The following is a 22,465-nucleotide window of genomic DNA, read 5'->3' on the forward strand; positions in this document are numbered from 1 at the left end:
GCCTGCTCTGTTATAGGCAAAGGCCTTCATTTCGATCTGTCTCCCGCAAGGAAGTCTCCGATGCTGCCCATTTCACGAGCACCATCGTGCCGCGCCCTGTTCGCGGCGCTCATGATTCTGATGTCCGGTCTCTTCGCCGGTATGGTGCCTTCTGCCCAGGCGCAGACGGCGCCCGCGACCACGGCGGCGCCTCATATTACCGCCGAACAGGCCAGACAACTCGCCTCGGTTCTCAATGACGAGACCAGACGCAAGGAATTTCTCACCACCTTGCAGAATCTGACCCAGGCGCAGCAGGGCGGAACCCAGGGAGCGAATGGCCCCTCGAAACTGAAGCCGGACGGGTTGGGCGCGGAGATACTTGGCAGCGCGACCGACTGGAGCCGCCTTGCCAGTGCGCAGGCACATTCGCTGTTGCGGACGGTTGTCGATGTCCGTGCGATTGGCCCCTGGTGGCGCCATATGCGCAACAGCGAAGCCGATCGCAAGGAATCCCTGAAGCTTCTTCTTCGGGCGCTGGGGCTCGCTTTTGTCAGTACGGGCCTGTTCTATGCGCTGCGTTTCCTCCTGCGTGGTCCTCGCGGACGGATCGAGGCCATGGCCCGCATCAAGGGGCGCGCGGCCCTGATCAAGGGGGAGGACGATCGTCAGGCGGCTGAGGAAGCGGTTGAGCGTGAGGCCGCCTCGACACCTTCCGAAGCCACCGGAGAGTCGGAAGAAGGGCAGGACAAGGAGCGTCTGTCGCGCTTGCGTCATCAGGGGGCACTGGCCCGCCTCATGCTGGTGCTCAAACGTCTTCCCTACAGTCTGCTCTGCCTGATTCTCGACAGCCTGCCTGTGCTCGTTGTGCCGTTCATTGCGCTGCTGATCATCGTGATCGACCCCGATGCCGATGAATCAACCACGGGGCTGCTGCGTGCGCTCAGCATAACGGCCCTGATCGCCGGTGGGCTGATCGTGGCCGTCAGGACTGTTCTGGCGCCCAGGCGCCCCTGGCTGCGCCTTGCCCTGCTATCTGACTCAGCTGCCGTCTTTCTGTTCGACTGGACGCGGCTGCTCGTGATCACCACGGGCATCTCGGCAGCAGCCCTCGAGACGCTCGATGATTGCGGCCTGCCGGATCGTGTTGTCGAGGCCCTGCTCAAGATCGTAACGTTAGTGCTGCATCTGATGGTTGCCGTCATGATCATGCGCAGCCGCCCACGCGTCATGCGTCTGTGTGACCGGGGCGACAGACGCGGCATCGGTGCTAATGCGCTCCATTTGTTCGGTCGCGTCTGGTGGGTTGTCGCGTTGTTCTTCGATATGGGGCTCTGGCTGGTCTGGGCAGCCGAGATCCATCATGGCTATGCTGCGATCTGGAAGCTCTTTCTGCGCAGTGCTGCAGCGCTGGTTCTCATGCGCTTTGTCAGCATCATCCTTTATGGCGTGCTCGAGCGCGTGTTCCGTACCGCACCGGGCTGGGTGGCGCTCAGCGAGGATACCCAGACCCGTTTCAGCCGCTATTATGCACCGGCTCAGCGCGTGACCTCTGTCGTGATCGTTGTGCTGACGGTCCTGGCTCTCGCCAGCGCCTGGGGGGCTCCGGTCAAGGCATTGTTCGGCGTCGGAGGGCTCGGCTACAGGCTGATCTCGTCTTCCATGACTGTTTTGATTGCGCTGTTTCTTGGCGTGCTCGTATGGGAGGCGACAAACCTCACGCTTGAGCGCTATGCCCGCAAGGTCGGGGCGCTCGAGGGAGGGGCCGCCCGTCTTGCCCGCGTGCGGACACTGCAACCGATGATCCGTATTGTGTTGCTGGTCCTGCTGGTGGCTGTCATCGGCCTGACGATCCTGAGCGAAATCGGTGTGAACGTGGCACCGCTTCTGGCAGGGGCCTCGATTTTCGGCGTGGCGCTCGGTTTCGGATCGCAGAAACTGGTGCAGGATTTCATCAACGGCATTTTCCTTCTGATGGAAAACGCCCTGACGGTTGGCGATGCCGTTACTCTCAATGGCACCTATGGCGTGGTCGAGCATCTGTCGCTGCGTACCGTGCATGTGCGCGCCAATGATGGCTCGATGAATATCTTTCCCTTCAGTTCACTCGGCCAGATCATCAACTACAATCGCGATTTTGCCAGAGCGATCATCATTGCCGAGACGGGCTATGAGACCGACACGGATGACGTTGTGGCGGCCATCAATGAAATCACAGCAGAGATGCGTGCAGATGAGCGCTTCGGTACGCTCATCATTGATGATTTCCAGATGTGGGGGGTGGATGCGCTCAACCAGACCTCTGTGACCGTGCGCGGTACCTTGCCGACCACGACGGCGGGGCGGTGGCCCGTCCAGCGCGAGTTCTATCGCCGCATGAAAAAGACCTTCGAGGCGCATGGCATCCATCTGCCTTATCCGACCCGCTTTGTTGAGGTGAAGGGGCTCGGTCCCGTGCCGCAGAAAGAAGAGACGGCCGAGCGATCACCGGGCCAGAACACGCAGGAGGCAGGCGCCTGATAGCGCCGCCTCTGGTCAGACGAGAAAAGCCCTGGGGCCCCAGACAGATTGAGACTTGTGCTGGTGCCTTAAACGGCGAGCAAGGCTGAAAAGCATCTGGATTGTCGTCAGCGAAAGGGAAGGCTCAGGCGTCGCGCAGGGCGCTTCGGAGTTTTTCCTCAAGCACCGCCGAGGTAAAGGGCTTGGGCAGGATGTTAATTTTTTCGTCGGTTTCCTGTCGGTTGAAGAGTGCCTGCTCGGCATAGCCGGTAATGAACAGCACCGTCAGACCGGGGCGCAGGACACGCGCGGCATCGGCAAGCTGGCGGCCATTGAGTCCCCCTGGAAGCCCGACATCGGTAATCAGCACATCGAACAGGCGCTCCTGATCGTTGAGCAGGGCAAGGGCCGCCGTGCCATCGCCAGCTTCCTGAACGATGGCCCCCCAGTCTTCGAGCGTCTCGCGCATGGTGAATCGCAGCGTTTCCTCATCATCGACAAGCAGCACCCGCAAGTGACGGAGAGTCTCATCGCCACGCGCGTGTTCCAGCTGTTTGGCCACTGCGGGAAGCGTGGTCGCATGGCTCGGAAGCCAGATATGCACGGATGTGCCGAAATTGGGTGTCGAGGCAATGCTGACGCGACCGCCTGATTGCCGGGCAAAACCATAGATCATGCTTAGCCCAAGCCCCGTTCCCTTGCCGATCGGCTTGGTGGTGAAAAACGGGTCGAAGGCTCGGGCCATGACATCGGCGCTCATGCCCACGCCGGTATCCGTGACCGAGAGCACGAGGTAGCGGCCGGGGCGCAGTCCCCATTCTTCTGCCTGGAGAATGCCGAGCTTTGCATAGGAGGTCGCGATGCGCAGTGTGCCGCCGTCTGGCATGGCGTCTCTGGCATTGATCGCCAGATTGAGCAGGGCATTCTCAAGCTGGTTCGTATCGACCAGAGCCGGGCCGATGGCCTGATCCAGTTTCAGTTCGAGTACGGCACCGGGGCCGATCGTGCCGCTGATCAGATCCTGCATGCCCAGAATGAGCGCATTGATATCGGCGGGCTGTGGATCAAGCGTCTGACGGCGCGAGAAGGCAAGCAGACGATGGGTCAGGGCAGCGGCCCGATCGGTCGCGCCTCTGGCGGCCACGATATAGCGATCCAGACCGTCGGTGCGCCCTTGTTCCAGTCTTCGGCCGAGCAGGTCGAGGGCGCCGCCGATGCCAGCCAGAATATTATTGAAATCATGGGCGAGACCGCCGGTCAGCTGACCAACGGCTTCCATTTTCTGCGACTGGCGCAGCTGGTCTTCGAGCGCGATACGGTCATTGACGTCACGCCCGATCAGATAGATGTCGTCACCCTCGGTGGAACCGGACCAGTTGAATGTGTGCCATTCTCCATCCTGATGCAGAAAGCGCAGATCAATCCCGTGTTCGAGCTGCCCGGCGCGCAACATGGTGAGAGCTTCGGCAGCGCGTGCCATATCGGCCGGATGCACGAGCTGCTCGATCTTGCTTCCCATCCAGCTCAGCGCCTTGGGGCCGAAGCAACGCTCCCAGCTGGGATTGAGATAGCGCAGCTTGCCGTCACGATCGGTCAGGGCGAGCAGATCGGCGCTGATGGCCCAGAGACGATCGCGTTCACGGGTGCGACGCAGAACCTGCTCTTCAAGCGTCTCGTTCATGCGGCGCAGGGCTTCCTGAGCGCGTACCTGTCTGATGGCTGCCCAGCTTCGGTCAGCGACGGTTCTGACGAATGAGAGTGTGATCTCGTCCCAGCAATGGGGGTGGGCGAAATGCACGATGATTACGGCACGCAGCGTCCCGTTTTCCATGATCGGAACATTGAGAAGCGCACTGATCCTGAGGGGCGCGAAAGCCTCGGCCTGTTCGGCGGTCAGCGGGTCGGTGCGCACATCGTCGATGGCGACGCATTCGCCGCGTTTCAGCAATTCGATGTAGGAGCCGTAGGCCCGGAACGCATAGAGCCCTGAAACATCAGGGAAACTGGTATCCCGTCGCCAGCTATCGGTCACATGCGCCAGTTCGCGCTCCCGATCGACATCGGCGAACCCGGCGCGATCGGCCTCTATTGTGAGGCCCAGCGTGCGCGACGTCAGTTCGACAATCTCTGCCTCGCTGGTAAGCGCGCGTAGTTCATCGCCAAAAACGACAAGGGCTTCGCGCTTGAGCGTCTGCCGCTTGGGGCCGTCGATATCAAGCAGGATACCAGGGAAATTGCTGATCTCCCCCTGCGGATCATAGGTGCACGAGCCGTTCGCCTCGAGCCAGCGTGCAGGGCGTGTGCCGTCATCGAGCAATCTGAACTCACAACGAAACTGCTTGTTTTCGCGAAGGGCGACGTCGAGCGCTGCCTCGATATCAGGTCTGTTTTCCGGGGCGGCATGCTGAAGCAGGCGCTCGAAACTGACGCCTTCGGCCAGCTCGTCAGGCGGCAGGCCGAGTGTTTCGGCCATACGCAAATCGCCGCTCACCAGCTTTCTCTTGGCGTCCCACAGCCACATACCGACAATCGTGCCTGCAGCGAGAGCGAGTTCGAGGCGTTCATGCTCCTGATTGGCGAGAGTCATGTCGCGCGAGATGCCCAGAATGCGTTCGGGCTTGCCATCGGGCCCCAGAATGGGCGCTACGACGACGTCCCATAGCCGCTTTCGCCCGTCGGCGGTTTCGACGTAATCCTGAAAATGGCTGGTTCGGCCGGCGCGCGCGGCCTCAATGACCTCAAGCGCCAGAGCACGACCGCGTTCCTGCCAGACATCGGGCCAGTAAACGCCGATCATATCTGATGGTGCACACAGATTGAGCACGAGAACGGCGCCATGATTGACGAAGGTAATGACGCCATCGAGGTCGAGAATTTTTACGCAGTCATTCGCACTGACCAGCATCGCATTGATGAAAGCCTGGCTTGTTCTCAGGGCGAGTCTGTCATCATGGCCGATATCGATCAGCGTGCCGGTGCAATCCTGACCATGGGGTTGTGCACTGATATGGACACGGATCGTCTCATTATCAGCGCCCCGCAGGCGCACGCCCGCCTGCGGGGCGCTGAAAAGCCATTCGACCGGTGACAGATGAGGGGGTGGGCGATCATCCTCATGAATGCAGGCAATGAAATCAGGCCAGGTCACACCCAGCCGCAATGCCTCGCGGGACAGACCGCAAAGAGAGGCCATGCGCGGATCGCCGGTAAGCTTGCCGGTCTCGGCACTCCACAGAAAGAAGCCCAGCTGTGCCAAGGGGCTCTTTTCAACATGCGAGGCGGGGTGTGTCTGCACGGTGGTGTCTGTCCGGGCAGGGGGGGCATGGTCCCCCCCATAAAGGGCGCCGAGCAGCAGCGCATGGGCGTGGATCGTGCGATCATGACGGCGCTCCATCTGTGAGCGTCGGGTATTGATGGCGATCGCTCCCGAAACCGGGACGCCAAAAGGATAAAAGGACCAGCCGGAAAAGGACTGCACGCCCTCTGAGGGGGTATTGCGCGCCCAGTCATGCTCCTGCCAGAACGCAAGATCGGGATAGCCATGCCGGTTCGGATCGACATGGACAGGTTGCCCCTCACCAATCCGGAGAAGCGAGAAACAGATATCGGGAAAGGCCTCGCGCAGAGGCTGGAGGGCATGATGGTGGAGCCCGCCGTCACTGCTCGACGGGTCTGCCCCTGCGTGCTCCATAAGCATCATGATGATCGCCCCCCGCTTTCAGGCACCCCGGCATTCAGGGGGAGGGAGGGCGTCTTCGGAAGGAATGCCGACGGGCCCGCTCAACCAAGACGAGTCATAGCGTCAGAAGCATCAATACGTAAACACGGAATTAAGGACGGCTCAGACTGACGCCGTCAATCCACCGTCAACTGTCAGTATATGGCCGTTGACGAAGCTGGAAGCATCCGATGACAGGAAAACCGCCGCGCCAACCAGCTCTTCTGCCTTGCCCCAGCGCGCGGCAGGAGTGCGCTGACAGAGCCAGGACGAGAATTTCTCATCGGCAACCAGCGCTGCATTCATCTCGGTTTCGAAATACCCCGGTGCAAGACCGTTGATCTGAAGGCCGTGGCGGGCCCAGTCTGTTGCCATCCCTTTGGTCAGCATCTTCACCGCGCCTTTTGTGGCCGTATAGGGGGCGATGCCGGGACGGGCGAGTTCGCTCTGGACCGAGCAGATATTGATGATTTTGCCACGATTGCGGGCAATCATGTGACGCGAGACAGCCTGGGCAACGAAAAAGACCGAGCTGAGATTGGTCGAGATCAGGCGGTCCCATTCATTGCGCGGAAACTGGTCGAGCGGCGCGCGGAACTGGATACCTGCGTTATTGATCAGGATATCGATTGGCCCTTCCTTTTCGACCGCTTCGATACCGGCAATGACCTGATCCTGATCGGTCACGTCGAACACGGCGCCCCGTGTTGCGATTCCTTCCTGCTCGAGCTTGGCGCGGGCGGTGTCCAGCGCGTCAGCCTTGCGCCCGTTGAGAATGATCTCGGCGCCAAAACTGCCCAGCCCCTGCGCCAGGGTAAAGCCGATCCCGCGTGAGGCGCCGGTAATCAGGGCGCGTCGACCCTTGAGGGAAAACAGAACAGGGTCGGACATCGCGAATTCCTTCAGGTCGGGGCTCATCTTGTGGGTATGCTAACAGGCTTGCCGAACCTGCCCAGCCGACATTTTCGTGTGGTTTCTTACAAGACAGGGCACCACGTCGTTTTGTTGCCGCCCCGGCATCTTGGCGATTGTCCGAGCGCACGCCATACAGGGATGATGACCAAGGAAGCGACCTATCTCCCCATTGCCATGCGTCTGGACGATGCACGCGCACTCGTGATCGGGGGCGGGCAGGTGGCCGCCAACAAGCTGCGCCTTCTGCTGGGCCGATGCTCTGACATCGCGGTTCTGGGAAGGGTGGATGACCCCGAGATCGCACAGGCTGTCGCATCTGGACGGGTGACCCATCTTGGTGATTCCATCACTCTGGAGGCCTTGCCAGCGCTCCTGCCGGAGATGCGGCTGGTTTTTGCCGCGACCGATGATTTTGCGCTCAATCGGGCCATTGCCGCTGCGGCAAGAGAATGGCGCGTGGCGATCTGCGTGGTTGATGATCCTGATCCCTCGACCTTCATAACCCCTGCCATCATCGACCGGACGCCGGTCCAGATTGCGATATCGACCAATGGCGCGGCGCCGGTTCTGGCGCGTCGGCTGCGGATGCAGATCGAGGCGCTTCTGCCCGAGGGGCTGTCTCGTCTTTCCCGTTTCATGCAGGCCCAGCGTAACTGGATCAAACAGGCCCAGCCCGACACGCTCATCCGTCGTCGCGCCTGGGAGAACTTTGTCGATGGTCCCGGTGCCGAGCAGGCGTTGCGTGGTGAGGACGAGGCCGCACGGCGCAGCCTCGAGGACGCACTCAACGGCGTGCCCCGGCAGGGCGAGGTGTGGCTTGTGGGGGCGGGTCCCGGCGACCCGGATCTGCTGACGCTGGCGGCATTGCGTCTGATGTCAAACGCCGATTCCGTCCTGTACGATCAGCTTATTCCGCCTGCGATCATGGATCGCGTACGCCGCGATGCCGAGCGTGTTTTCGTCGGCAAGAAACGCAGCAAGCACAGTCTGCCACAGGATGGCATCAATGAAGAGCTGATCCGGCGCGCCAAAGCAGGCGAGCGTGTGCTGCGCCTGAAGGGGGGCGATCCCTTCATTTTCGGTCGTGGTGGTGAGGAAATGGAGGCGCTGGTCGATGCGGGCGTAACCGTTCGCGTCATACCTGGCATCACGGCGGCCAGTGGCTGCGGAGCCGCAGCGGGTATTCCTCTGACTCATCGCGACTGCGCCCAGAGCTGCGTTTTCGTGACAGGTCATGCGCGCGCGGACGGCACGCTCAATCTCGACTGGGCGAGCCTTGCGAAAAAAGGTCAGACGCTTGCCATCTATATGGGACTTGCGCCCATGGCCGATCTCTGCGCTCAGTTGATGGCTCATGGCCTGCCGCCCGACTGGCCTGCGGCGGTCATCGAGCATGGCACAAGGCATGACCAGCGCGTGCATGTCGCAACATTGGCCACCCTGCCTGCGTTGGTGATCGAACGACAGGTTGTCAGTCCTGCCTTGACCCTGGTGGGTGAGGTGGTCAATCACCGCCGCATAATTCACCATCAAGAAACGTGAAGTTCGTAGATTACCCATTGCACGACGCAGTCTGAGCCATTATGTCGGGCATATTGTCGCAATAAGCGATCAATTGATGTGGATTTATTCAGTCATGGCCCTGACCCAGACAGAACGGCAGATCCTCGAAAAGACCCCTGAAGACAGGCTGCTGGCACATGCCATGGAACTGCTTCACGGGCGCGTTGCGCTCGTCTCGTCTTTCGGTGCCGAATCCGCCCTGCTGCTGGCCATGATTGCCGAGATTGACGCCGATTTTCCGGTCTTTTTTTTGGAAACGCGCCGTCATTTTCCCGAAACGCTGGCCTATCGTGATAAGCTTGCGGGGTTTCTGGGCCTGACCAATTTGCGTTCGGTCGGGCCGAGCGACAAGGCGCTGCATGACCGTGACCCTCAGGACATGCTGGCCGATTTCGACCCCGACGCCTGCTGCGCCCTGCGCAAGGTCGAGCCGATGGACGCGGCTTTAAACGACTTCGATGCGTGGATTACCGGACGCAAACGCGGACAGGCTGCGACCCGCGCCGCCATGCCGGTATTCGAGCCGCTTGATGACGGGCGTGCCAAGATCAACCCTCTGGCTGCCTGGACTGGCGAGCGGATCGAGGCGGAAATGACCCGTCGTGCGCTGCCTCGCCATCCTTTGACCGCCCTCGGCTTTCGTTCCATCGGCTGTGCTCCATGCACGCGTGCCGTGGCGGAAGGCGAAGACCCGAGAGCCGGTCGCTGGGCCGGTCAGACCAAAACCGAATGCGGCATTCACCTGCCTGCGCGATAACGGAGCATAACATGAGTTTGGCGTCCCCCCGCGTCATGGACGATCTCGATCAGCTCGAGGCGCAGAGCATTTTCGTGCTGCGTGAAGCCTATCGCAAGCTTCGTCCGCTTTCGCTGCTCTGGTCTCTGGGCAAGGACAGCAATGTCATGGTCTGGCTGGCACGCAAGGCCTTTATGGGCCGCGTTCCCTTTCCGGTCATGCATGTCGATACCGGCAAGAAATTTCCCGAGATGTACGCCTTTCGTGAGGAATACACGAAGAAATGGAATCTCGACCTGATGCTGGGCGATTGCCCGCCGGTTGAGGAAATTGATCCCTCCCTGCCGCCCGCAGCGCGTTCTGCCGCCCGCAAGACGGCCGGTCTGGCGAGTCTGATCGAAAAGCACAAGCTGCGCGGCGTGATTGCCGGCATCCGCCGCGACGAGCAGGCAACGCGCGCCAAGGAGCGTGTGTTCAGTCCTCGCGGTGCGGGTCATCGCTGGGACGTACGCAACCAGCCTCCCGAATTCTGGGACCAGTATGCGACGCCTTATGAAGACGGCATGCATATTCGTGTGCATCCGCTGCTTTCCTGGCGTGAGATCGATATCTGGCGTTATATCGAGCGCGAGAACATTCCGCTGGTCGATCTGTATTTTGCCAAGAACGGCAAGCGCTACCGGTCGCTTGGCGATCAGGACATCACGAGCCCGATCGACAGCAATGCCTCGACCCTGGCCGAAGTCATTGCCGAGCTGGAAAACAGCAAGACCTCCGAGCGCGCCGGTCGCGCCATGGACCATGAATCCGAAGACGCTTTCGAGCGTCTGCGCGTTGCGGGCTATCTCTGAGCTATGGGCGATACCATGACCACCAACGACCTTCCCGCCTCGCTGCGGGCCGCCGCCACGCCGATCGTCATTGTCGGCCATGTCGATCACGGCAAGTCCACGCTGATCGGGCGTCTGCTTTACGACACAGACAGCCTGCAGGATGGCAAGCTCGCGCAGATTGTCGAGAGCAGCCGCAAGCGCGGTCTCGCTGTTGAATGGAGCTTCCTGCTCGACTCCCTTCAGATCGAACGCGATCAGGGTGTGACTGTCGATTCCACGCGTATTCCGTTCCATCTGGGCGGGCGTGAATTCGTGATTGTCGATGCGCCGGGCCACCGTCAGTTCCTGCGTAACATGATTACGGGTGCTGCCGATGCCGAGGCCGCCGTGCTGGTGGTCGATGCGCTCGAGGGCGCGCAGGAGCAGACGCGTCGTCACGCCATGCTGCTGCGCCTGATCGGTATTCGCCACGTCATCGTGTTGCTGAACAAGTCGGATCTGCTCGATTTCGATCAGGCGAAGATCGCCCAGGCCGAGATCGATGTGCGCGATCTGCTCGGTCGTCTCGAAATCACGGTCGAGGCTTTTGTTCCCGCTTCGGCACGCGATGGCGATAATATTGCCAGCCGCTCCGAGCGTGCGCCTTGGTACACGGGCCCGACCCTGGTTGAGGCTCTGGCAGCCGTCCCGGCGCCCGCGTCACGCCTTGCGCTGGATTTCCGTATGCCGGTGCAGGACGTCTATCGCTTCGACGATGTGCGCTATGTTGCCGGGCGTATCGAGCGCGGTGTGATCCGCGCTGGCGATCGCATCATGATCGGCTCGCAGGGGCAGCAGGCAACTGTCGCCGAAATCTGCCGCTGGCATGCCCCGGCAAATCCGGTAGCCGGGGCAGGTGAATCGATTGCCCTGCGTCTGGAGCCCGATCTGGTGCCGGATCGCGGCGATCTGCTTTTCCCGGCCCATGAGACCGGAAACGCTTTGATCCGTGCGGCCCGCATCCGCACGCGTCTGTTCTGGCTGCGCGGCGAGCCTTTGCGCGTGGGTGAGAGCTTTACCCTGCGACTGGCAACCGCTGAGCATGACGTCACTGTGGCCTCGATCGACGCCGTGGTGAACCTTGATGATCTGACGCTGTCAGCGGCAGACGAGGTGCCGCCGGACGGCTTTGCCGAAATCACGCTGGCAACGTCCCATGCCATTCTGTTCGACCCGTTCTCACCGGGTTACAGCGATGGTCGTGGTGTTCTGGTCGATCGCTTCCAGCGTATTGTCGGTGGTGCGCCGCTGCTTGGCGCGGCTGAACTGCCGGATGGCACGCACGCCATCCATCCTACGGCAAGCAAGGTGAGTGCAGGCGAGCGTCGTGCGTTGCATGGTCATGAAGGGGCTGTGTTCTGGCTAACCGGCTTGCCCGGTTCGGGCAAGAGCACCATCGCGCGGGCTGCCGAGGCCGAACTTGTGGCTCAGGGGCTGCGCACAACGGTTCTCGATGGCGATACGCTACGGGCGGGTCTGTGCAGCGATCTCGGCTTCTCGCCGGAAGATCGTCGCGAGAACATCCGTCGCGCCGCGCATGTCGCGCGCATTCTGGCCGAAAGCGGTCAGGTGGTGATCGTGGCGCTGGTGTCGCCTCTGGCTGAAGATCGCGCTCAGGCAGCGCAGATCATCGGGCAGGGCTTCCATGAAGTTCATGTGGATGCGGCTCTCGAACTATGCGAGCAGCGTGACCCCAAGGGGCTTTATGCGGCGGCACGGGCAGGAAAAATCCCGGAATTCACGGGTGTTTCTGCGCCTTACGAAGCGCCTGATGCGCCAGCACTTCGCCTGGCGACCGAAGACGAACTCAATGGCACGGTACTCGTTTTCCGTAACTTCGTTCAGGGCGTGGTGACACGCTAATTTCTGTCGGGTTGCGGTGCGATAATTCGTCGTATCGGAACCTGTCCGAATTTTTCTTCAGGGCCTGTTGAGGGCGTATTATTTCCCTTCGGCATATGAACCGCCAAAGGGGCAGGACCGTATCTGGCCGATCCCTGAATGGCCCTGCTTTCTCACAACAGTCTTCAGGGCGATCAACGAGGCACCCTTCGGTGGGCTCAGTCGTCCAGAATGGATGCGAACTGGGCGCCAACATGTCCGGCGGACGGAGCTGGGTGCTGTCGTGGTTCCGGGTGAGTGAGGAGCAGGGAGAGGATCGTCTCCGCCCTCAGTTTTTCAGTGGGTGTCGCAAAATCATAGGTGACTTCGCGGGATTCGCGTCTGGCAGCGATCATGCCTGCGCGTCTCAATTCGCCAAGTTGCTGTGACAGGGCCGGTTGGCCGATCGCTGTTCCCCGTTCGATCTCGGAAACCGAACGGGGCCCCTCGCAGAGACAGGAGAGGATCAGCAGGCGCTGAACCTGATTATAGAGGCGCAGGCGCTCGAGCAGAGGGGCAAGGCTTTCTCTGGCTTCGGGGGTCATGCCTCATCCTCCCTCAGGCGATAGAACCACAAGGGTGAATTCTGCTCGGACACGCTTTCGGTGGTCAGGGATGCCGGGTCAAAAACGGCCTGGCCCGGCTGCCAGCCTTCAGGGGTCAGAACGCCGCCCTTCGCGGTGCGCTGCAGGGCCTTGAGCGTGCGCAGTATCTCACTCACCGAGCGTCCTACCGAAAGCGGGTATGTCAGAATGGTCTGAACGATACCCTCCGGGTCGATAATGAAGGTCGAGCGGACCGTGCTGCTGTTTTCTGCGGTCTGGTCGAGCATGCCATAGGCACGGGCAATGGTCATTGAAGGGTCTTCAATGACGGGGAACCCGATCGTGACCTTCAGTTCTCTTCTGATCGCATCGAGCCATGCCAGATGCGAGGGCAGGCTATCGACCGAAAGCCCAAGCAACTGGCAGCCGAGCGCGTCGAAATCGCCCTGTGCCTGAGCGAAAGCCACGAACTCACTCGTGCAGACGGGAGTGAAATCGGCCGGATGAGAAAAAAGCACGATCCAGCGTCCGCGATAATCGCCCAGAGTCATCATGCCCTGCGTGGTGCGAGCACGAAAATTGGGGGCTTTCGATCCGAGTTGAGGGGGCAAGCTGGGCGACGCGTCCTGCACGAAATATCCTCACCTATCTTTAAGAAAGCGTTTCTTGACGCCATCACCTATCATAGTTACACAAACTACGAAATATCATATTCATGAAATATGAAATAACCAGGAGTGGCACCATGAATGACGTGCACATCGCCCATGCGACGCAGCTTGTAAAAGAGACGCATGAGGGCGCGCTGCCCCGGCCGGTCATCAAAAGCTTCTTTGATGAGCCGACCTATACAGCGTCACACGTGGTGTATGATCCCAAAACCAGAGAAGCTGCCATTATCGACAGCGTGCTCAATTACGATCCTGCTTCTGGTCGCACGTCCTGCGAGAGCGCACAGGCTGTTCTCGATTTCATTAAAAATGAAAATCTGACGATCGTCTGGCAGCTGGAGACCCATGCCCACGCCGATCACCTCTCAGCGGCGCCCTGGTTGCAGGAGCAGCTGGGCGGCAAGCTGGCCATTGGTGCCGAGATTACCCGTGTGCAGGAGGTCTTTGGCAAGATCTTCAACGCAGGTACGCGTTTCGCGCGGGATGGCTCACAGTTCGACCATCTTTTCAGGGATGGTGATCGTTTCATGATTGGTGAAATCGAGGCCATGGCCCTGCATGTGCCGGGGCACACGCCCGCCGATATGGCCTTCGTTATCGGTGATGCCGCGTTCATTGGGGATACGCTGTTCATGCCCGATTTTGGCACGGCGCGCGCCGACTTTCCCGGTGGTGACGCAAGGCAGCTTTATCGGTCGATCCGGCGCCTGTTGTCGCTTCCTGCCGAAACACGACTTTTTCTCTGTCACGACTACAAGGCACCGGGGCGCGATTTCTATGCGTGGGAAACCACGATCGGTGCCCAGCGCGAGAGCAATCTGCATGTGCATGACGGGGTGAGTGAAGACGAATTCGTCGAGATGCGCACGAAACGTGATGCGACATTGTCGCTGCCCAATCTCATCATGCCATCGGTCCAGATCAATATGCGCGGCGGGCGTCTGCCGGAACCCGAAGAGAACGGAACGCGCTACATCAAGATACCGCTCGACACGCTCTGAACGCTCAAGACCCTGGCAAACAAGACAGTCTGACAAGAGAAAGGCACGCTCATGTCCCTTCGTTTTCTTACAGCGCATTTCGCCGTATCGCCCCAGATCCGCGTCGAGGATCTGCCCGCCCTCAAGGAGCAGGGCTTTACCGCCATTATCTCGACCCGTCCTGATGGCGAAGAGAAAGACCAGCCGAGCGTTGCCGATCTCGGTGTCGCCGCCGAGAAATGCGGCCTGGCCTTTGCCTATATTCCTGTCCGCATGGGCGCCACGCCCGATGCGCACAGCGTGACGGTCATGCGTCGCACCCTGGCCGAGATGATCGGGCCGGATAATACGGGCAAGGTTCTGGCCTATTGCCGTTCGGGCCGTCGCGCATCCGATCTGTTCGAACTGGCTTCGGCGCAGACGGAAGAGCCCGCACCGAAGAGCCAGCGTTTCGATGTCGTGGTGGTAGGCGGCGGCGCGGGTGGTCTCGCCTGCGCGGCAAGCCTGCTGCGCAGGCGGCCCGAACTGCTGGTGGCCGTCATCGAACCTTCGACCGAGCATTATTATCAGCCTGGCTGGACGCTGGTCGGTGGCGGCGTGTTCACGGCAAGAGACACGCAGCGCTCTGAAGTGGGGCTGATTCCGGCACGGGCAAACTGGATCCGTCAGGCCGTGACAGGCTTCAAGCCCGAGCAGAACCGCGTCGAACTCGGCGATGGCAGCGAGATCCTTTATGACGCGATGATCGTCGCAACCGGCATCAAGCTTGACTGGGCGGCCATTCCCGGCCTGACCGAGACGCTGGGCAAGAATGGCGTCACGTCGAACTACCGCTACGATCTGGCTCCTTACACCTGGGAGTTGGTGAGCAAGCTCGAAGAAGGTACGGCGCTCTTTACCCAGCCACCCATGCCCATCAAATGCGCTGGCGCACCTCAGAAGGCGATGTATCTGGCCTGCGATGCGTGGCGTCGCAAAGGCGTGCTGGGTCGCGTTCAGGTCGCCTTCGACACGGCAACGCCCAGCCTGTTTGGCGTGGCTGATTTCGTGCCTGCTCTTATGAATTACATCAAGGGCTACAGCATCGACCTGACGCTCAAATCGCGTCTCGTCGCGGTCGATGGCGAGAAAAAGATCGCGACTTTCGAGCGCACGACCGACAAGGGCACAGAGCGCGTCGAGCGCAAATTCGATATGCTGCATGTGGTCCCGCCCCAGACCGCGCCCGATGTCATCAAATCTTCTCCTCTGGCCGGTCAGGATGGTTTTGTCTCCGTCCATCCCGATACGATGCAGCACACTGTCTTCCCGAATGTTTTCGCGGTGGGCGATGTGGCGGGCACGAGCAATGCCAAGACGGCAGCCGCCGCTCGCAAGCAGGCGCCAGTCGTGGTCGAAAACCTTATTGCACAGCTTTCGGGCCGCAAGCTCGATTATGCCTATGACGGCTATGGTGGCTGCCCGCTGACGGTCGAGCGCGGCAAGATCGTGCTCGCCGAGTTCGGCTATGGCGGCAAGCTGCTGCCTACCCTGCCGGGCTGGATACTGGACGGCAAGAAGCCCACGCGCCTGGCCTGGTTCCTCAAAGAAAAGATCATGCCGCGCCTTTACTGGGATTTCATGCTGCGCGGTCGTGAGCTGTTTGTGCGTCCTGCCAAGAAGCACGAAGGCTGATCCACACTCATGGTTGCGACCCCTTTTCTGCCTGCCCTTGCGTCAGGCAGCCTTGTCGGGCTGGTTCTGGGCCTGATTGGCGGGGGTGGCTCCATCCTCGCCGTACCGCTCCTGATTTACGCGGTAGGGGTGCGCAACCCGCATATCGCCATTGGCACGAGTGCCTTCGCTGTGGCGGTGAATGCGCTGGCCGGTCTGGTGAGCCACGCGAAGGAACATACCGTCAAATGGCGCTGCGCGGGGTTCTTCGCCCCAGCCGGTATGCTGGGTGCCGCGCTCGGGGCACAGCTTGGCAAGGCCGTCGATGGGCAGCGTCTGCTGTTGCTCTTTGCTGTCCTCATGGTTCTGGTTGGCGTGGCCATGATCAGGGGACGTCACGACGAGGGCATTCCAGGGGCGGCCTGCAATCGCGATAATGTCTGGAAGGTAGGGCTGTTCGGCCTTGGCACAGGCGGATTATCCGGTTTTTTCGGCATTGGTGGCGGATTTCTGATCGTACCCGCCCTCATGGCGGCCACGCATATGCCGGTGCTCAATGCGGTCGGGACTTCTCTGGTCGCGGTTGCCGCTTTTGGCGTCACGACAGCCATCAGCTATGCGCTGTCGGGCCTTGTCGACTGGCCGCTCGCCGGATGGTTCATCGCAGGGGGGATCATCGGCTCGCTGGCTGGCACGTCTCTGGCGCGCAGACTGGGCAAAGGCTCAGGGGCCACGTTGAAACTGGTTTTTGCGGGTCTCATTTTCGTCGTGGCGGGGTATATCGTCTTTCGGAACTTCTGAAAGTGAAACCCCATGAGCGCCCCTGACCAGAAACTGACCCAGGACGATATCCTTTCTGCCGTTGAAGGCCTTGTTGCCGCCGAACGCGATCTCATCGCGAATATGGCCAATATCTCTGCAGTGCTGTTCGAGGCGTTGCCGCGCATCAACTGGGCCGGTTTCTATCTGCACAAGGAAGGCGAACTGGTGCTTGGTCCCTTTCAGGGGCGCGTCGCGTGCACCCGTATTGCGATAGGGCGTGGCGTATGTGGCACCGCAGCTGCTGAGCGTCGCACCCAGCGTATAGACGATGTGCACAGCTTTCCGGGCCATATCGCCTGCGATGCGGCCTCTGCCTCCGAAATCGTCCTTCCCCTGATCCGTGACGGTGAACTCCTCGGCGTGCTCGATATCGACAGCCCCGACCCCGCCCGTTTTGGCCCTGAGGAAGAAGCCATGCTGACAAAGCTGGTGGGTCTTCTCCTCAACGCCTGAAGCTGCACGCTTAAGCAGGGAGCTGGCGTCCGGCGGCGCCAGATCTCCAGGTGGGAGCGGTATTATACCACTCCCGTTCTGTTACATCCTGCTTGCTCAGGACCAGCCGAGAGCCCGGATTGATCGGTAAGCTCACGCTGGGTCGGGCCTGCCCTGTCGAGGCAGACCGATCTGCAATGGCCGGTCGCTTTCTCACACGCGGGATAGAGCCGCGCGCTATTATTGCGCCTGCGCAAGGCTGCCGTACCCTCACATAAAGAGGGGGACCATCAGGCCCTGTTTTTGCGCCAGACGATGATCGAGATAGGAAAGAAGAATCCTATGCCGTCATCGGTGTGAAAGGCCCCCATGCCGAGGCGATCTGTGCCGCTGGCGATGTCATCGGCGAAAAGGGCCTCAAGGCTGGCGCAATCTTCAGGGGCAACCTGATCGTTGAGTCGCGATTCCAGGCGATAGGCGTGGGTCAGGATCGGGACAAGCCCCGCCTTTGCGCCGAGGTCCAGAAGCTGCGCCTGTGTCAGGGCAGAGGTGTGGGACGGGTCTCGCAGTTTCTCAGCCTGATCATAGCCCTGCTGACATGCCGGGTCGGGGGTGGCGTCAATGACAATGAGGCGCCCATCGGGGCGGCAAACGCGCGCCATCTCGATCAGACAAGCCTGCGGATTCTGCATGTGATGAAAACTGTAGCGTGTGACGACCCTGTCGAACGCCCCTTCTTCAAAGGGCAGATCAAAAGCATTGCCGCAGTCGAAAGTCACGGAGAGCCCGCGCTGCGCGGCCAGCTGGCGCGCCTGATCGATCATGGCTGGGGTCAGGTCGAGACCCGTCACATCTGCGCCTTGTGCCGCCAGAGCGCATGAGACGATGCCCGGACCGCAGGCGACATCAAGCACGCGCATCCCGGGACTGACATCGCAGGCAGCGAGGGTCTGTGCCATGCTCGTGGCCTCGGCATGGAGAGGCAGGGCAGCGAAGTTGGCCGCCCAGCGCGTGAATTGCTCGACGATTCTGGTGTCATGCGAGGTCGACATCCTCATTCCTTTCCTGTTTCAGGCAGGATAGGAGGGGAGAGGCTGGCCGTCTGACGCGGTGCGGTCAAAAAAAGGCGGATATCGGCCAGATGAAGATCCTGACTGTCGAGGAAACACAGGCTGTCCTGAAAGAGAACCATCTCGATCAGGTGCGAGCTGTCGGGCTGGCGCGAAAGGAAGCGAGCGAGGCCCTGTTCTATGCCTGGCACGCGCACCCCACACATCAGATCCTGTTTGCCAGAAAAGGGACGACGCAGGTTGAGGGGGAGGCGGGCCGCCATCTTCTTCCGGCGGGACACGCCTTGTGGATTCCCGCGCAGATGCGTCACCGCACGATGATCCGTAATCTGGATGGTGTTTCGCTCTTTCTTGCCCCCGAGGAGGTGGAGACAGGTTGCCGGTCCATTCGAGCTTTTCCGGTATCGCCGCTGATTCAGGAAATGCTGTTTTACGCCCTCCGCTGGTCAGAGGGTGTCGGTGATCGCGAACCATTGACAAAGAGCTTTTTGCAGACACTCGTCCTGCTGCTGCAGGAGGCGATCCAGGCAGCCGGACAGCAGGACTTCGTGTTGCCAAAAGCACGGCATCCTTCGCTTCAGCGCGGTATGGACGCCGCCCTGCTGGACCCCGGTGCCGCCAGCCTGGCCATGGTGATGCGTGAAGCGGGGATGTCTGAGCGGAGCTTTCGACGGTATTTCGACAAGGAGACCGGTATGAACTGGCAGCAATGGATCACCCAGGCCCGGCTTTTTCACGCTGCTACGTCACTGGCCCAGGGAGAAAGCGTGACGCGGGTAGCTGCCGAGAGCGGCTATGCGTCCCAGAGCGCGTTTGCCAAGGCTTTCGCGCGATTGCTCGGCTGCTCTCCGGCCCGTTTTCGCAGCCAGTCAGGCTAGAACTTGCTCCGTCACGGGTTAACGAGGGGCGACAGGCTTTCTGCGAGGCAGTCCCCCTCAAGCGCCTTATTTGCCGGTAGTGGGGATCGTGTTCTCATACCGATCCCAATGCGAGGCGAGTTCGCGCACCACTACGCTGCCAACCTGATAGGCCGCGTTGACTGATGGAATGAAGGCCGAATAGCCCTTTTCATTGGCTTCATCGGCAAGAAGCTGGGCTGCGGTCTGGCCCGGTGGCGGCATGTCGAAATTGCTCGACGTGCGAAGCACGAGGGCGCGCTCGGGATCGACGCGACCGGCTTTGGCCTGAAGGGCGAGCGCCTGACAGAAGGCAACATCTTCTTCGGCAGTCGTGGCCATGACGCCCTGATTATCGGTCCAGTAGCGCACCCAGCGTTCGGCCCAGCGATTCATGAGTTTGCCGACCCAGAAGGTTTCCCCCGAGATGGTGTCACCCATCATGACCGAGGGTGGCTTCTGGGCAGGAGCATAGCCGTGATAGCGGGCCCGGCTCTGCTTCATGCCGTCGCTGTCGGGCAGGGAGATTGCCTTCGTGAGGTCGAAGGCCCATTGGGTCAGGCCGGGGTTGAGGGTGTACGTCATGTCGCCCGAGAGCGAGTGAAGCGGTGGGCGGGGCGTCTCGTCCGGGCGGCTGCCCTGAACGGGGGTGAAGCCGTCGGGCCAGTCCCTGGGGATTTCACGCGGGTCGACCAGATGGGCGAGGCCACCATTGATGACGCGCGGTGCCCAGACGGCCGCGCCGATCGTGCCGAAATTGGGATCGATGCCGGCAATACCCGCAAGCACGAAATAGCTGTGACGCAGATCGAAACGCGGGTCGAGAATGAGCGCAGTCATGGCAGAGGCCATATGCTCAGGCCCTTCACCGCTGGCGATAGCCAGAACCTGCAGATCGGGGTTGTAATGCATGACGCCATGATCGGTGCCGGGTGCAGGCAGGGTCTGGGCGAGCGGAAATTTCTCGATCCAGTTCTGATATTCGCCCGGTGTGTCGCCTGTATCCTTGCCTATTTCGAAGGTCGTCACGACCACCACACGCACCGGAATCTTCGCTGTGGCCGGGGCGGTTTCGGCTGCCAGAACGAGGGCTGGAGCAGAAACGGCCGCGCCGGTGAAAGAGAGCGCGGTGAGGGCGAGAAGGCGTTTCATCATGGGAGACTTCACTGGAAGAGGGGGGCGTGGCTGATCGTGTTTTCGAAAGTCGCGAAATTCTGCTCGAGCTGAAGCTGCAGACGGGCCTTTTCGCTTTTCCTGAGGAAATCGGCGCAGGCAAAGCTCTGGGGGGCCTTGCAGAGCGTGGTGATATGATCACCGTCCCACAGGCTGGTGCCGGGAATGAAGGCATAGGTCAGGCTGTTGCGAGACAGGGTCTTGAGATCGGCATAGCTCAGACTCGTCGTCGAGAGGGCCCTGAGATAGTCGAGTGTCAGATTGCTGCGTGATACGCCCTCATCATCGGTCGAGAGCACGACAGGCACATGGGCGCGGCGGTAGAGGTTGAGGGGATGCGCGCTGCCGCTCACATCCAGAATTTCAGCATTGCTCGTCAGGTTGATTTCCACCGCGACGCGTCGCTCGGCCATTTCATTGAGCAGGCGGATGGGGTCTTTCTCCCAAAGGATATCGACGCCGTGGCCAATACGCTCTGCCCCCGCAATCTCGACCGCGTCGCGTATATGGCTTTGCAGCCCGCTCGCCGGGACAAGGGCGGGGGTGAGCTCGCCCGCATGCAGGCTCAACCGCACATCGGGATAGAGCGCGCCAAGCTTGGCGAACATCTGCATATGCAGGCTGTAATCCGCCATGGCGACAGCATTGTCTTCGGGGGCCACGAAATTCAGCCCGACGAAACGCTTGTCGTCATGGGCGAGCTGATAGCCCGCATCGAGCTGGGTAAAGACCTGCGCAGGCGTCATGGTGCGTATGGCCTGAAACAGATAGCGCACGGTCACGGCGCAGCCCGGATGGGCGGCGGGGGTGTCGCATTGCATGATGTCGCGCGCGTCATGCTCCATCTCGTCCGTGTCGTGGCGGGCTTCTGCGACAAGACGGGGGCGTTCTTCTGCAAGCGCTTCGTGAGCCGCCGCGAGGTCGAGATCACGCAGCGGATGCTGGTCTCCAGCCTTCACCATGGCGCCCAGTCCTGGGGAGATCATGAGCTCGAGATAGACAACATGATCGGCGGCGGCCTGGTCGCGCGCCTGCGCCAGCATGGCCCCCTGATGGGTTGCGAGAACCGGTGCGAAGCGTCCGAAAGTCGAGAAAAAGTGATCGTGTCCGGAGCGATCTGTGGCGGAAGGCACGAAGTCATGCATCGACAGGGAATCGATCATGACGGCGCGAGCCTCGTCATGCGCCTTGAGTTGGGCTGCCGGAATATCGCCCGGTGTGGCTAGGCGGCATTTGGTCGGAAGGATGCGCCCCTGCGACAATGACGCGCACAGACCATCTTCGCTGGCCCAGTCCAGAAAGCTCTCTGCCGGTATGGCGCCTGCAAGATGGTTATGCAGATCGCCCCCTTTCGGGAAGCTGCGCATGAACAGGGTCAGGCGTGTCGGATCGCTGCGGATATGATCGAAAACGCGCGCGGTCGCCTGAGCCTCGGGCGTTTCGGCCTGGGCAGACAGGATCGGGAAAGCGACGAGAAGAGCGGGTAAAAAGCGGGGCACCATGTCGCGGAACGTGACGAAACCCGGTCGCTTTTGCAAGCATCCCTGCGGGGATATGGATGCTTTTTACAGGTATTTCCTGTTTGCGCCGCAACGGGTTGACGAACCATGCCGTGGCGGGTCGAAAAGGCAGGCCCAGCCTCCCGTAAGAAGTCAGGGCGCTGCCTGATCCTGAGGCGTTGCGGCGCGACGATGATCGCTGCTGCCGACAACGCCTCGATCGGCTTACTTGCCGGTCAGAGCGTCCTTGACGTTCTTGGCCGGGGAGTAGCTGAGCTTCTTGGAAGCAGCGATCTCGATCGTCTCACCCGTCTTCGGGTTGCGGCCCTGACGTGCTGCGGTCGAACGGACCTGGAACTTGCCGAAGCCCGGAATGGAAACTTCGTCGCCCTTGGTGGCGGCGTCGATGATGCTGGCCCAGACCGTGTCGAGGGCGGTCTTGGCGTCGGCCTTGGTGCCACCGGTTGCGGCGGCGATGCGGTCGATCAGATCAGTGGATTTCATTGTGATCCTCTTGCGTTTGGAATGGCCGTGGAGCCTTAGGCGCAGTTCGAAGCGAGA

General features: G+C 60.9%; 18 protein-coding genes. 10 read left to right on the forward strand and 8 right to left on the reverse strand.

The annotated features are described in order from the left end of the window. The first annotated feature begins 60 nt into the window (after positions 1–60). Positions 61–2,499, forward strand: coding sequence for a mechanosensitive ion channel family protein (locus IEV53_RS00880; RefSeq protein ID WP_188424685.1), 2,439 nt, complete (start codon positions 61–63; stop codon positions 2,497–2,499). Positions 2,500–2,623: 124 nt separating this feature from the next. Here the strand turns inward: IEV53_RS00880 and IEV53_RS00885 are convergent, their stop codons facing one another. Next, complete coding sequence (locus IEV53_RS00885) at positions 2,624–6,178, reverse strand: PAS domain-containing protein (protein WP_188424694.1); 3,555 nt, start codon at positions 6,176–6,178, stop codon at positions 2,624–2,626. 141 nt (positions 6,179–6,319) lie between these two features. Then, a complete protein-coding gene (locus tag IEV53_RS00890; RefSeq protein WP_188424696.1) occupies positions 6,320–7,087 on the reverse strand; it encodes an SDR family oxidoreductase in 768 nt (255 codons plus the stop codon). A gap of 162 nt (positions 7,088–7,249) precedes the next feature. Between IEV53_RS00890 and cysG the strand changes: the two genes are divergently transcribed. From cysG to cysC, 4 genes are all read left to right on the forward strand, one after another. Next, positions 7,250–8,653, forward strand: coding sequence for a siroheme synthase CysG (gene cysG, locus IEV53_RS00895; protein ID WP_371869803.1), 1,404 nt, complete (start codon positions 7,250–7,252; stop codon positions 8,651–8,653). Between the two features lie 94 nt (positions 8,654–8,747). After that, positions 8,748–9,431 carry a phosphoadenylyl-sulfate reductase gene (locus IEV53_RS00900; protein ID WP_188425363.1) on the forward strand — a complete coding sequence of 228 codons (684 nt, stop codon included), beginning with the start codon at positions 8,748–8,750 and terminating at the stop codon, positions 9,429–9,431. 35 nt (positions 9,432–9,466) lie between these two features. Further along, the gene (gene cysD / locus IEV53_RS00905) at positions 9,467–10,261 is read left to right on the forward strand and encodes a sulfate adenylyltransferase subunit CysD (protein WP_188425364.1); all 795 of its coding nucleotides are present in this window, start codon (positions 9,467–9,469) and stop codon (positions 10,259–10,261) included. 3 nt (positions 10,262–10,264) lie between these two features. Further along, complete coding sequence (cysC, locus tag IEV53_RS00910) at positions 10,265–12,145, forward strand: adenylyl-sulfate kinase (protein ID WP_188424698.1); 1,881 nt, start codon at positions 10,265–10,267, stop codon at positions 12,143–12,145. Between the two features lie 197 nt (positions 12,146–12,342). Here cysC and IEV53_RS00915 read toward each other — a convergent pair whose 3' ends face one another. After that, positions 12,343–12,708 (reverse strand): ArsR/SmtB family transcription factor, encoded by a 366-nt coding sequence (locus IEV53_RS00915; RefSeq protein ID WP_188424700.1) that lies wholly within the window; start codon positions 12,706–12,708, stop codon positions 12,343–12,345. Beyond that, positions 12,705–13,340, reverse strand: coding sequence for a peroxiredoxin (locus IEV53_RS00920; protein WP_188424702.1), 636 nt, complete (start codon positions 13,338–13,340; stop codon positions 12,705–12,707). Before IEV53_RS00920 ends, IEV53_RS00915 begins: the two co-directional genes overlap by 4 nt. Before the next feature lie 113 nt (positions 13,341–13,453). Here IEV53_RS00920 and IEV53_RS00925 point away from each other — a divergent pair, with 113 nt between their 5' ends. From IEV53_RS00925 to IEV53_RS00940, 4 genes are read left to right on the forward strand one after another with little or no spacing between them, the layout of a single operon-like run. Further along, positions 13,454–14,380: an MBL fold metallo-hydrolase gene (locus tag IEV53_RS00925; RefSeq protein ID WP_188424704.1), complete on the forward strand. Its 927-nt coding sequence runs from the start codon at positions 13,454–13,456 to the stop codon at positions 14,378–14,380. A 51-nt stretch (positions 14,381–14,431) separates the two neighbouring features. Then, complete coding sequence (locus IEV53_RS00930; RefSeq protein ID WP_188424706.1) at positions 14,432–16,033, forward strand: bifunctional protein tyrosine phosphatase family protein/NAD(P)/FAD-dependent oxidoreductase; 1,602 nt, start codon at positions 14,432–14,434, stop codon at positions 16,031–16,033. A gap of 9 nt (positions 16,034–16,042) precedes the next feature. Then, positions 16,043–16,813, forward strand: a complete 771-nt coding sequence (locus IEV53_RS00935; protein ID WP_188424708.1) for a sulfite exporter TauE/SafE family protein — start codon at positions 16,043–16,045, stop codon at positions 16,811–16,813. Between the two features lie 12 nt (positions 16,814–16,825). After that, on the forward strand, positions 16,826–17,287 hold the full coding sequence (locus tag IEV53_RS00940; protein ID WP_188424710.1) for a GAF domain-containing protein: 462 nt from the start codon (positions 16,826–16,828) through the stop codon (positions 17,285–17,287). A 269-nt stretch (positions 17,288–17,556) separates the two neighbouring features. Here IEV53_RS00940 and IEV53_RS00945 read toward each other — a convergent pair whose 3' ends face one another. Beyond that, on the reverse strand, positions 17,557–18,318 hold the full coding sequence (locus IEV53_RS00945; protein WP_229719463.1) for a class I SAM-dependent methyltransferase: 762 nt from the start codon (positions 18,316–18,318) through the stop codon (positions 17,557–17,559). Positions 18,319–18,407: 89 nt separating this feature from the next. On the opposite strand from IEV53_RS00945, the gene IEV53_RS00950 reads away from it, so the two are divergent. Then, on the forward strand, positions 18,408–19,214 hold the full coding sequence (locus IEV53_RS00950) for a helix-turn-helix transcriptional regulator (protein ID WP_188424714.1): 807 nt from the start codon (positions 18,408–18,410) through the stop codon (positions 19,212–19,214). A 66-nt stretch (positions 19,215–19,280) separates the two neighbouring features. Here the strand turns inward: IEV53_RS00950 and IEV53_RS00955 are convergent, their stop codons facing one another. The 3 genes from IEV53_RS00955 to IEV53_RS00965 form a co-directional block, all read right to left on the reverse strand. Beyond that, positions 19,281–20,387 carry a purine nucleoside permease gene (locus IEV53_RS00955; RefSeq protein WP_371869804.1) on the reverse strand — a complete coding sequence of 369 codons (1,107 nt, stop codon included), beginning with the start codon at positions 20,385–20,387 and terminating at the stop codon, positions 19,281–19,283. An 8-nt stretch (positions 20,388–20,395) separates the two neighbouring features. After that, complete coding sequence (locus tag IEV53_RS00960) at positions 20,396–21,943, reverse strand: adenosine deaminase family protein (RefSeq protein ID WP_229719464.1); 1,548 nt, start codon at positions 21,941–21,943, stop codon at positions 20,396–20,398. A 186-nt stretch (positions 21,944–22,129) separates the two neighbouring features. Then, a complete protein-coding gene (locus tag IEV53_RS00965; RefSeq protein ID WP_025840521.1) occupies positions 22,130–22,408 on the reverse strand; it encodes an HU family DNA-binding protein in 279 nt (92 codons plus the stop codon). Positions 22,409–22,465 lie beyond the last annotated feature (57 nt).

Source organism: Asaia siamensis (assembly GCF_014635085.1).
GTDB lineage: Bacteria > Pseudomonadota > Alphaproteobacteria > Acetobacterales > Acetobacteraceae > Asaia > Asaia siamensis.

What these genes read in the sequence shown, in the direction of transcription:
- IEV53_RS00940 (WP_188424710.1), top strand. Translation starts at nt 16,826, where the DNA reads ATGAGCGCCCCTGACCAGAAACTGACCCAGGACGATATCCTTTCTGCC.
- IEV53_RS00880 (WP_188424685.1), top strand. Translation starts at nt 61, where the DNA reads ATGCTGCCCATTTCACGAGCACCATCGTGCCGCGCCCTGTTCGCGGCG.
- IEV53_RS00955 (WP_371869804.1), bottom strand. Translation starts at nt 20,387, where the DNA reads ATGATGAAACGCCTTCTCGCCCTCACCGCGCTCTCTTTCACCGGCGCG.
- cysC (WP_188424698.1), top strand. Translation starts at nt 10,265, where the DNA reads ATGGGCGATACCATGACCACCAACGACCTTCCCGCCTCGCTGCGGGCC.
- IEV53_RS00900 (WP_188425363.1), top strand. Translation starts at nt 8,748, where the DNA reads ATGGCCCTGACCCAGACAGAACGGCAGATCCTCGAAAAGACCCCTGAA.
- IEV53_RS00925 (WP_188424704.1), top strand. Translation starts at nt 13,454, where the DNA reads ATGAATGACGTGCACATCGCCCATGCGACGCAGCTTGTAAAAGAGACG.
- IEV53_RS00885 (WP_188424694.1), bottom strand. Translation starts at nt 6,178, where the DNA reads ATGATGCTTATGGAGCACGCAGGGGCAGACCCGTCGAGCAGTGACGGC.
- cysG (WP_371869803.1), top strand. Translation starts at nt 7,250, where the DNA reads ATGATGACCAAGGAAGCGACCTATCTCCCCATTGCCATGCGTCTGGAC.
- IEV53_RS00930 (WP_188424706.1), top strand. Translation starts at nt 14,432, where the DNA reads ATGTCCCTTCGTTTTCTTACAGCGCATTTCGCCGTATCGCCCCAGATC.
- IEV53_RS00935 (WP_188424708.1), top strand. Translation starts at nt 16,043, where the DNA reads ATGGTTGCGACCCCTTTTCTGCCTGCCCTTGCGTCAGGCAGCCTTGTC.
- IEV53_RS00950 (WP_188424714.1), top strand. Translation starts at nt 18,408, where the DNA reads ATGAAGATCCTGACTGTCGAGGAAACACAGGCTGTCCTGAAAGAGAAC.
- IEV53_RS00945 (WP_229719463.1), bottom strand. Translation starts at nt 18,318, where the DNA reads ATGTCGACCTCGCATGACACCAGAATCGTCGAGCAATTCACGCGCTGG.
- cysD (WP_188425364.1), top strand. Translation starts at nt 9,467, where the DNA reads ATGGACGATCTCGATCAGCTCGAGGCGCAGAGCATTTTCGTGCTGCGT.
- IEV53_RS00965 (WP_025840521.1), bottom strand. Translation starts at nt 22,408, where the DNA reads ATGAAATCCACTGATCTGATCGACCGCATCGCCGCCGCAACCGGTGGC.
- IEV53_RS00890 (WP_188424696.1), bottom strand. Translation starts at nt 7,087, where the DNA reads ATGTCCGACCCTGTTCTGTTTTCCCTCAAGGGTCGACGCGCCCTGATT.
- IEV53_RS00915 (WP_188424700.1), bottom strand. Translation starts at nt 12,708, where the DNA reads ATGACCCCCGAAGCCAGAGAAAGCCTTGCCCCTCTGCTCGAGCGCCTG.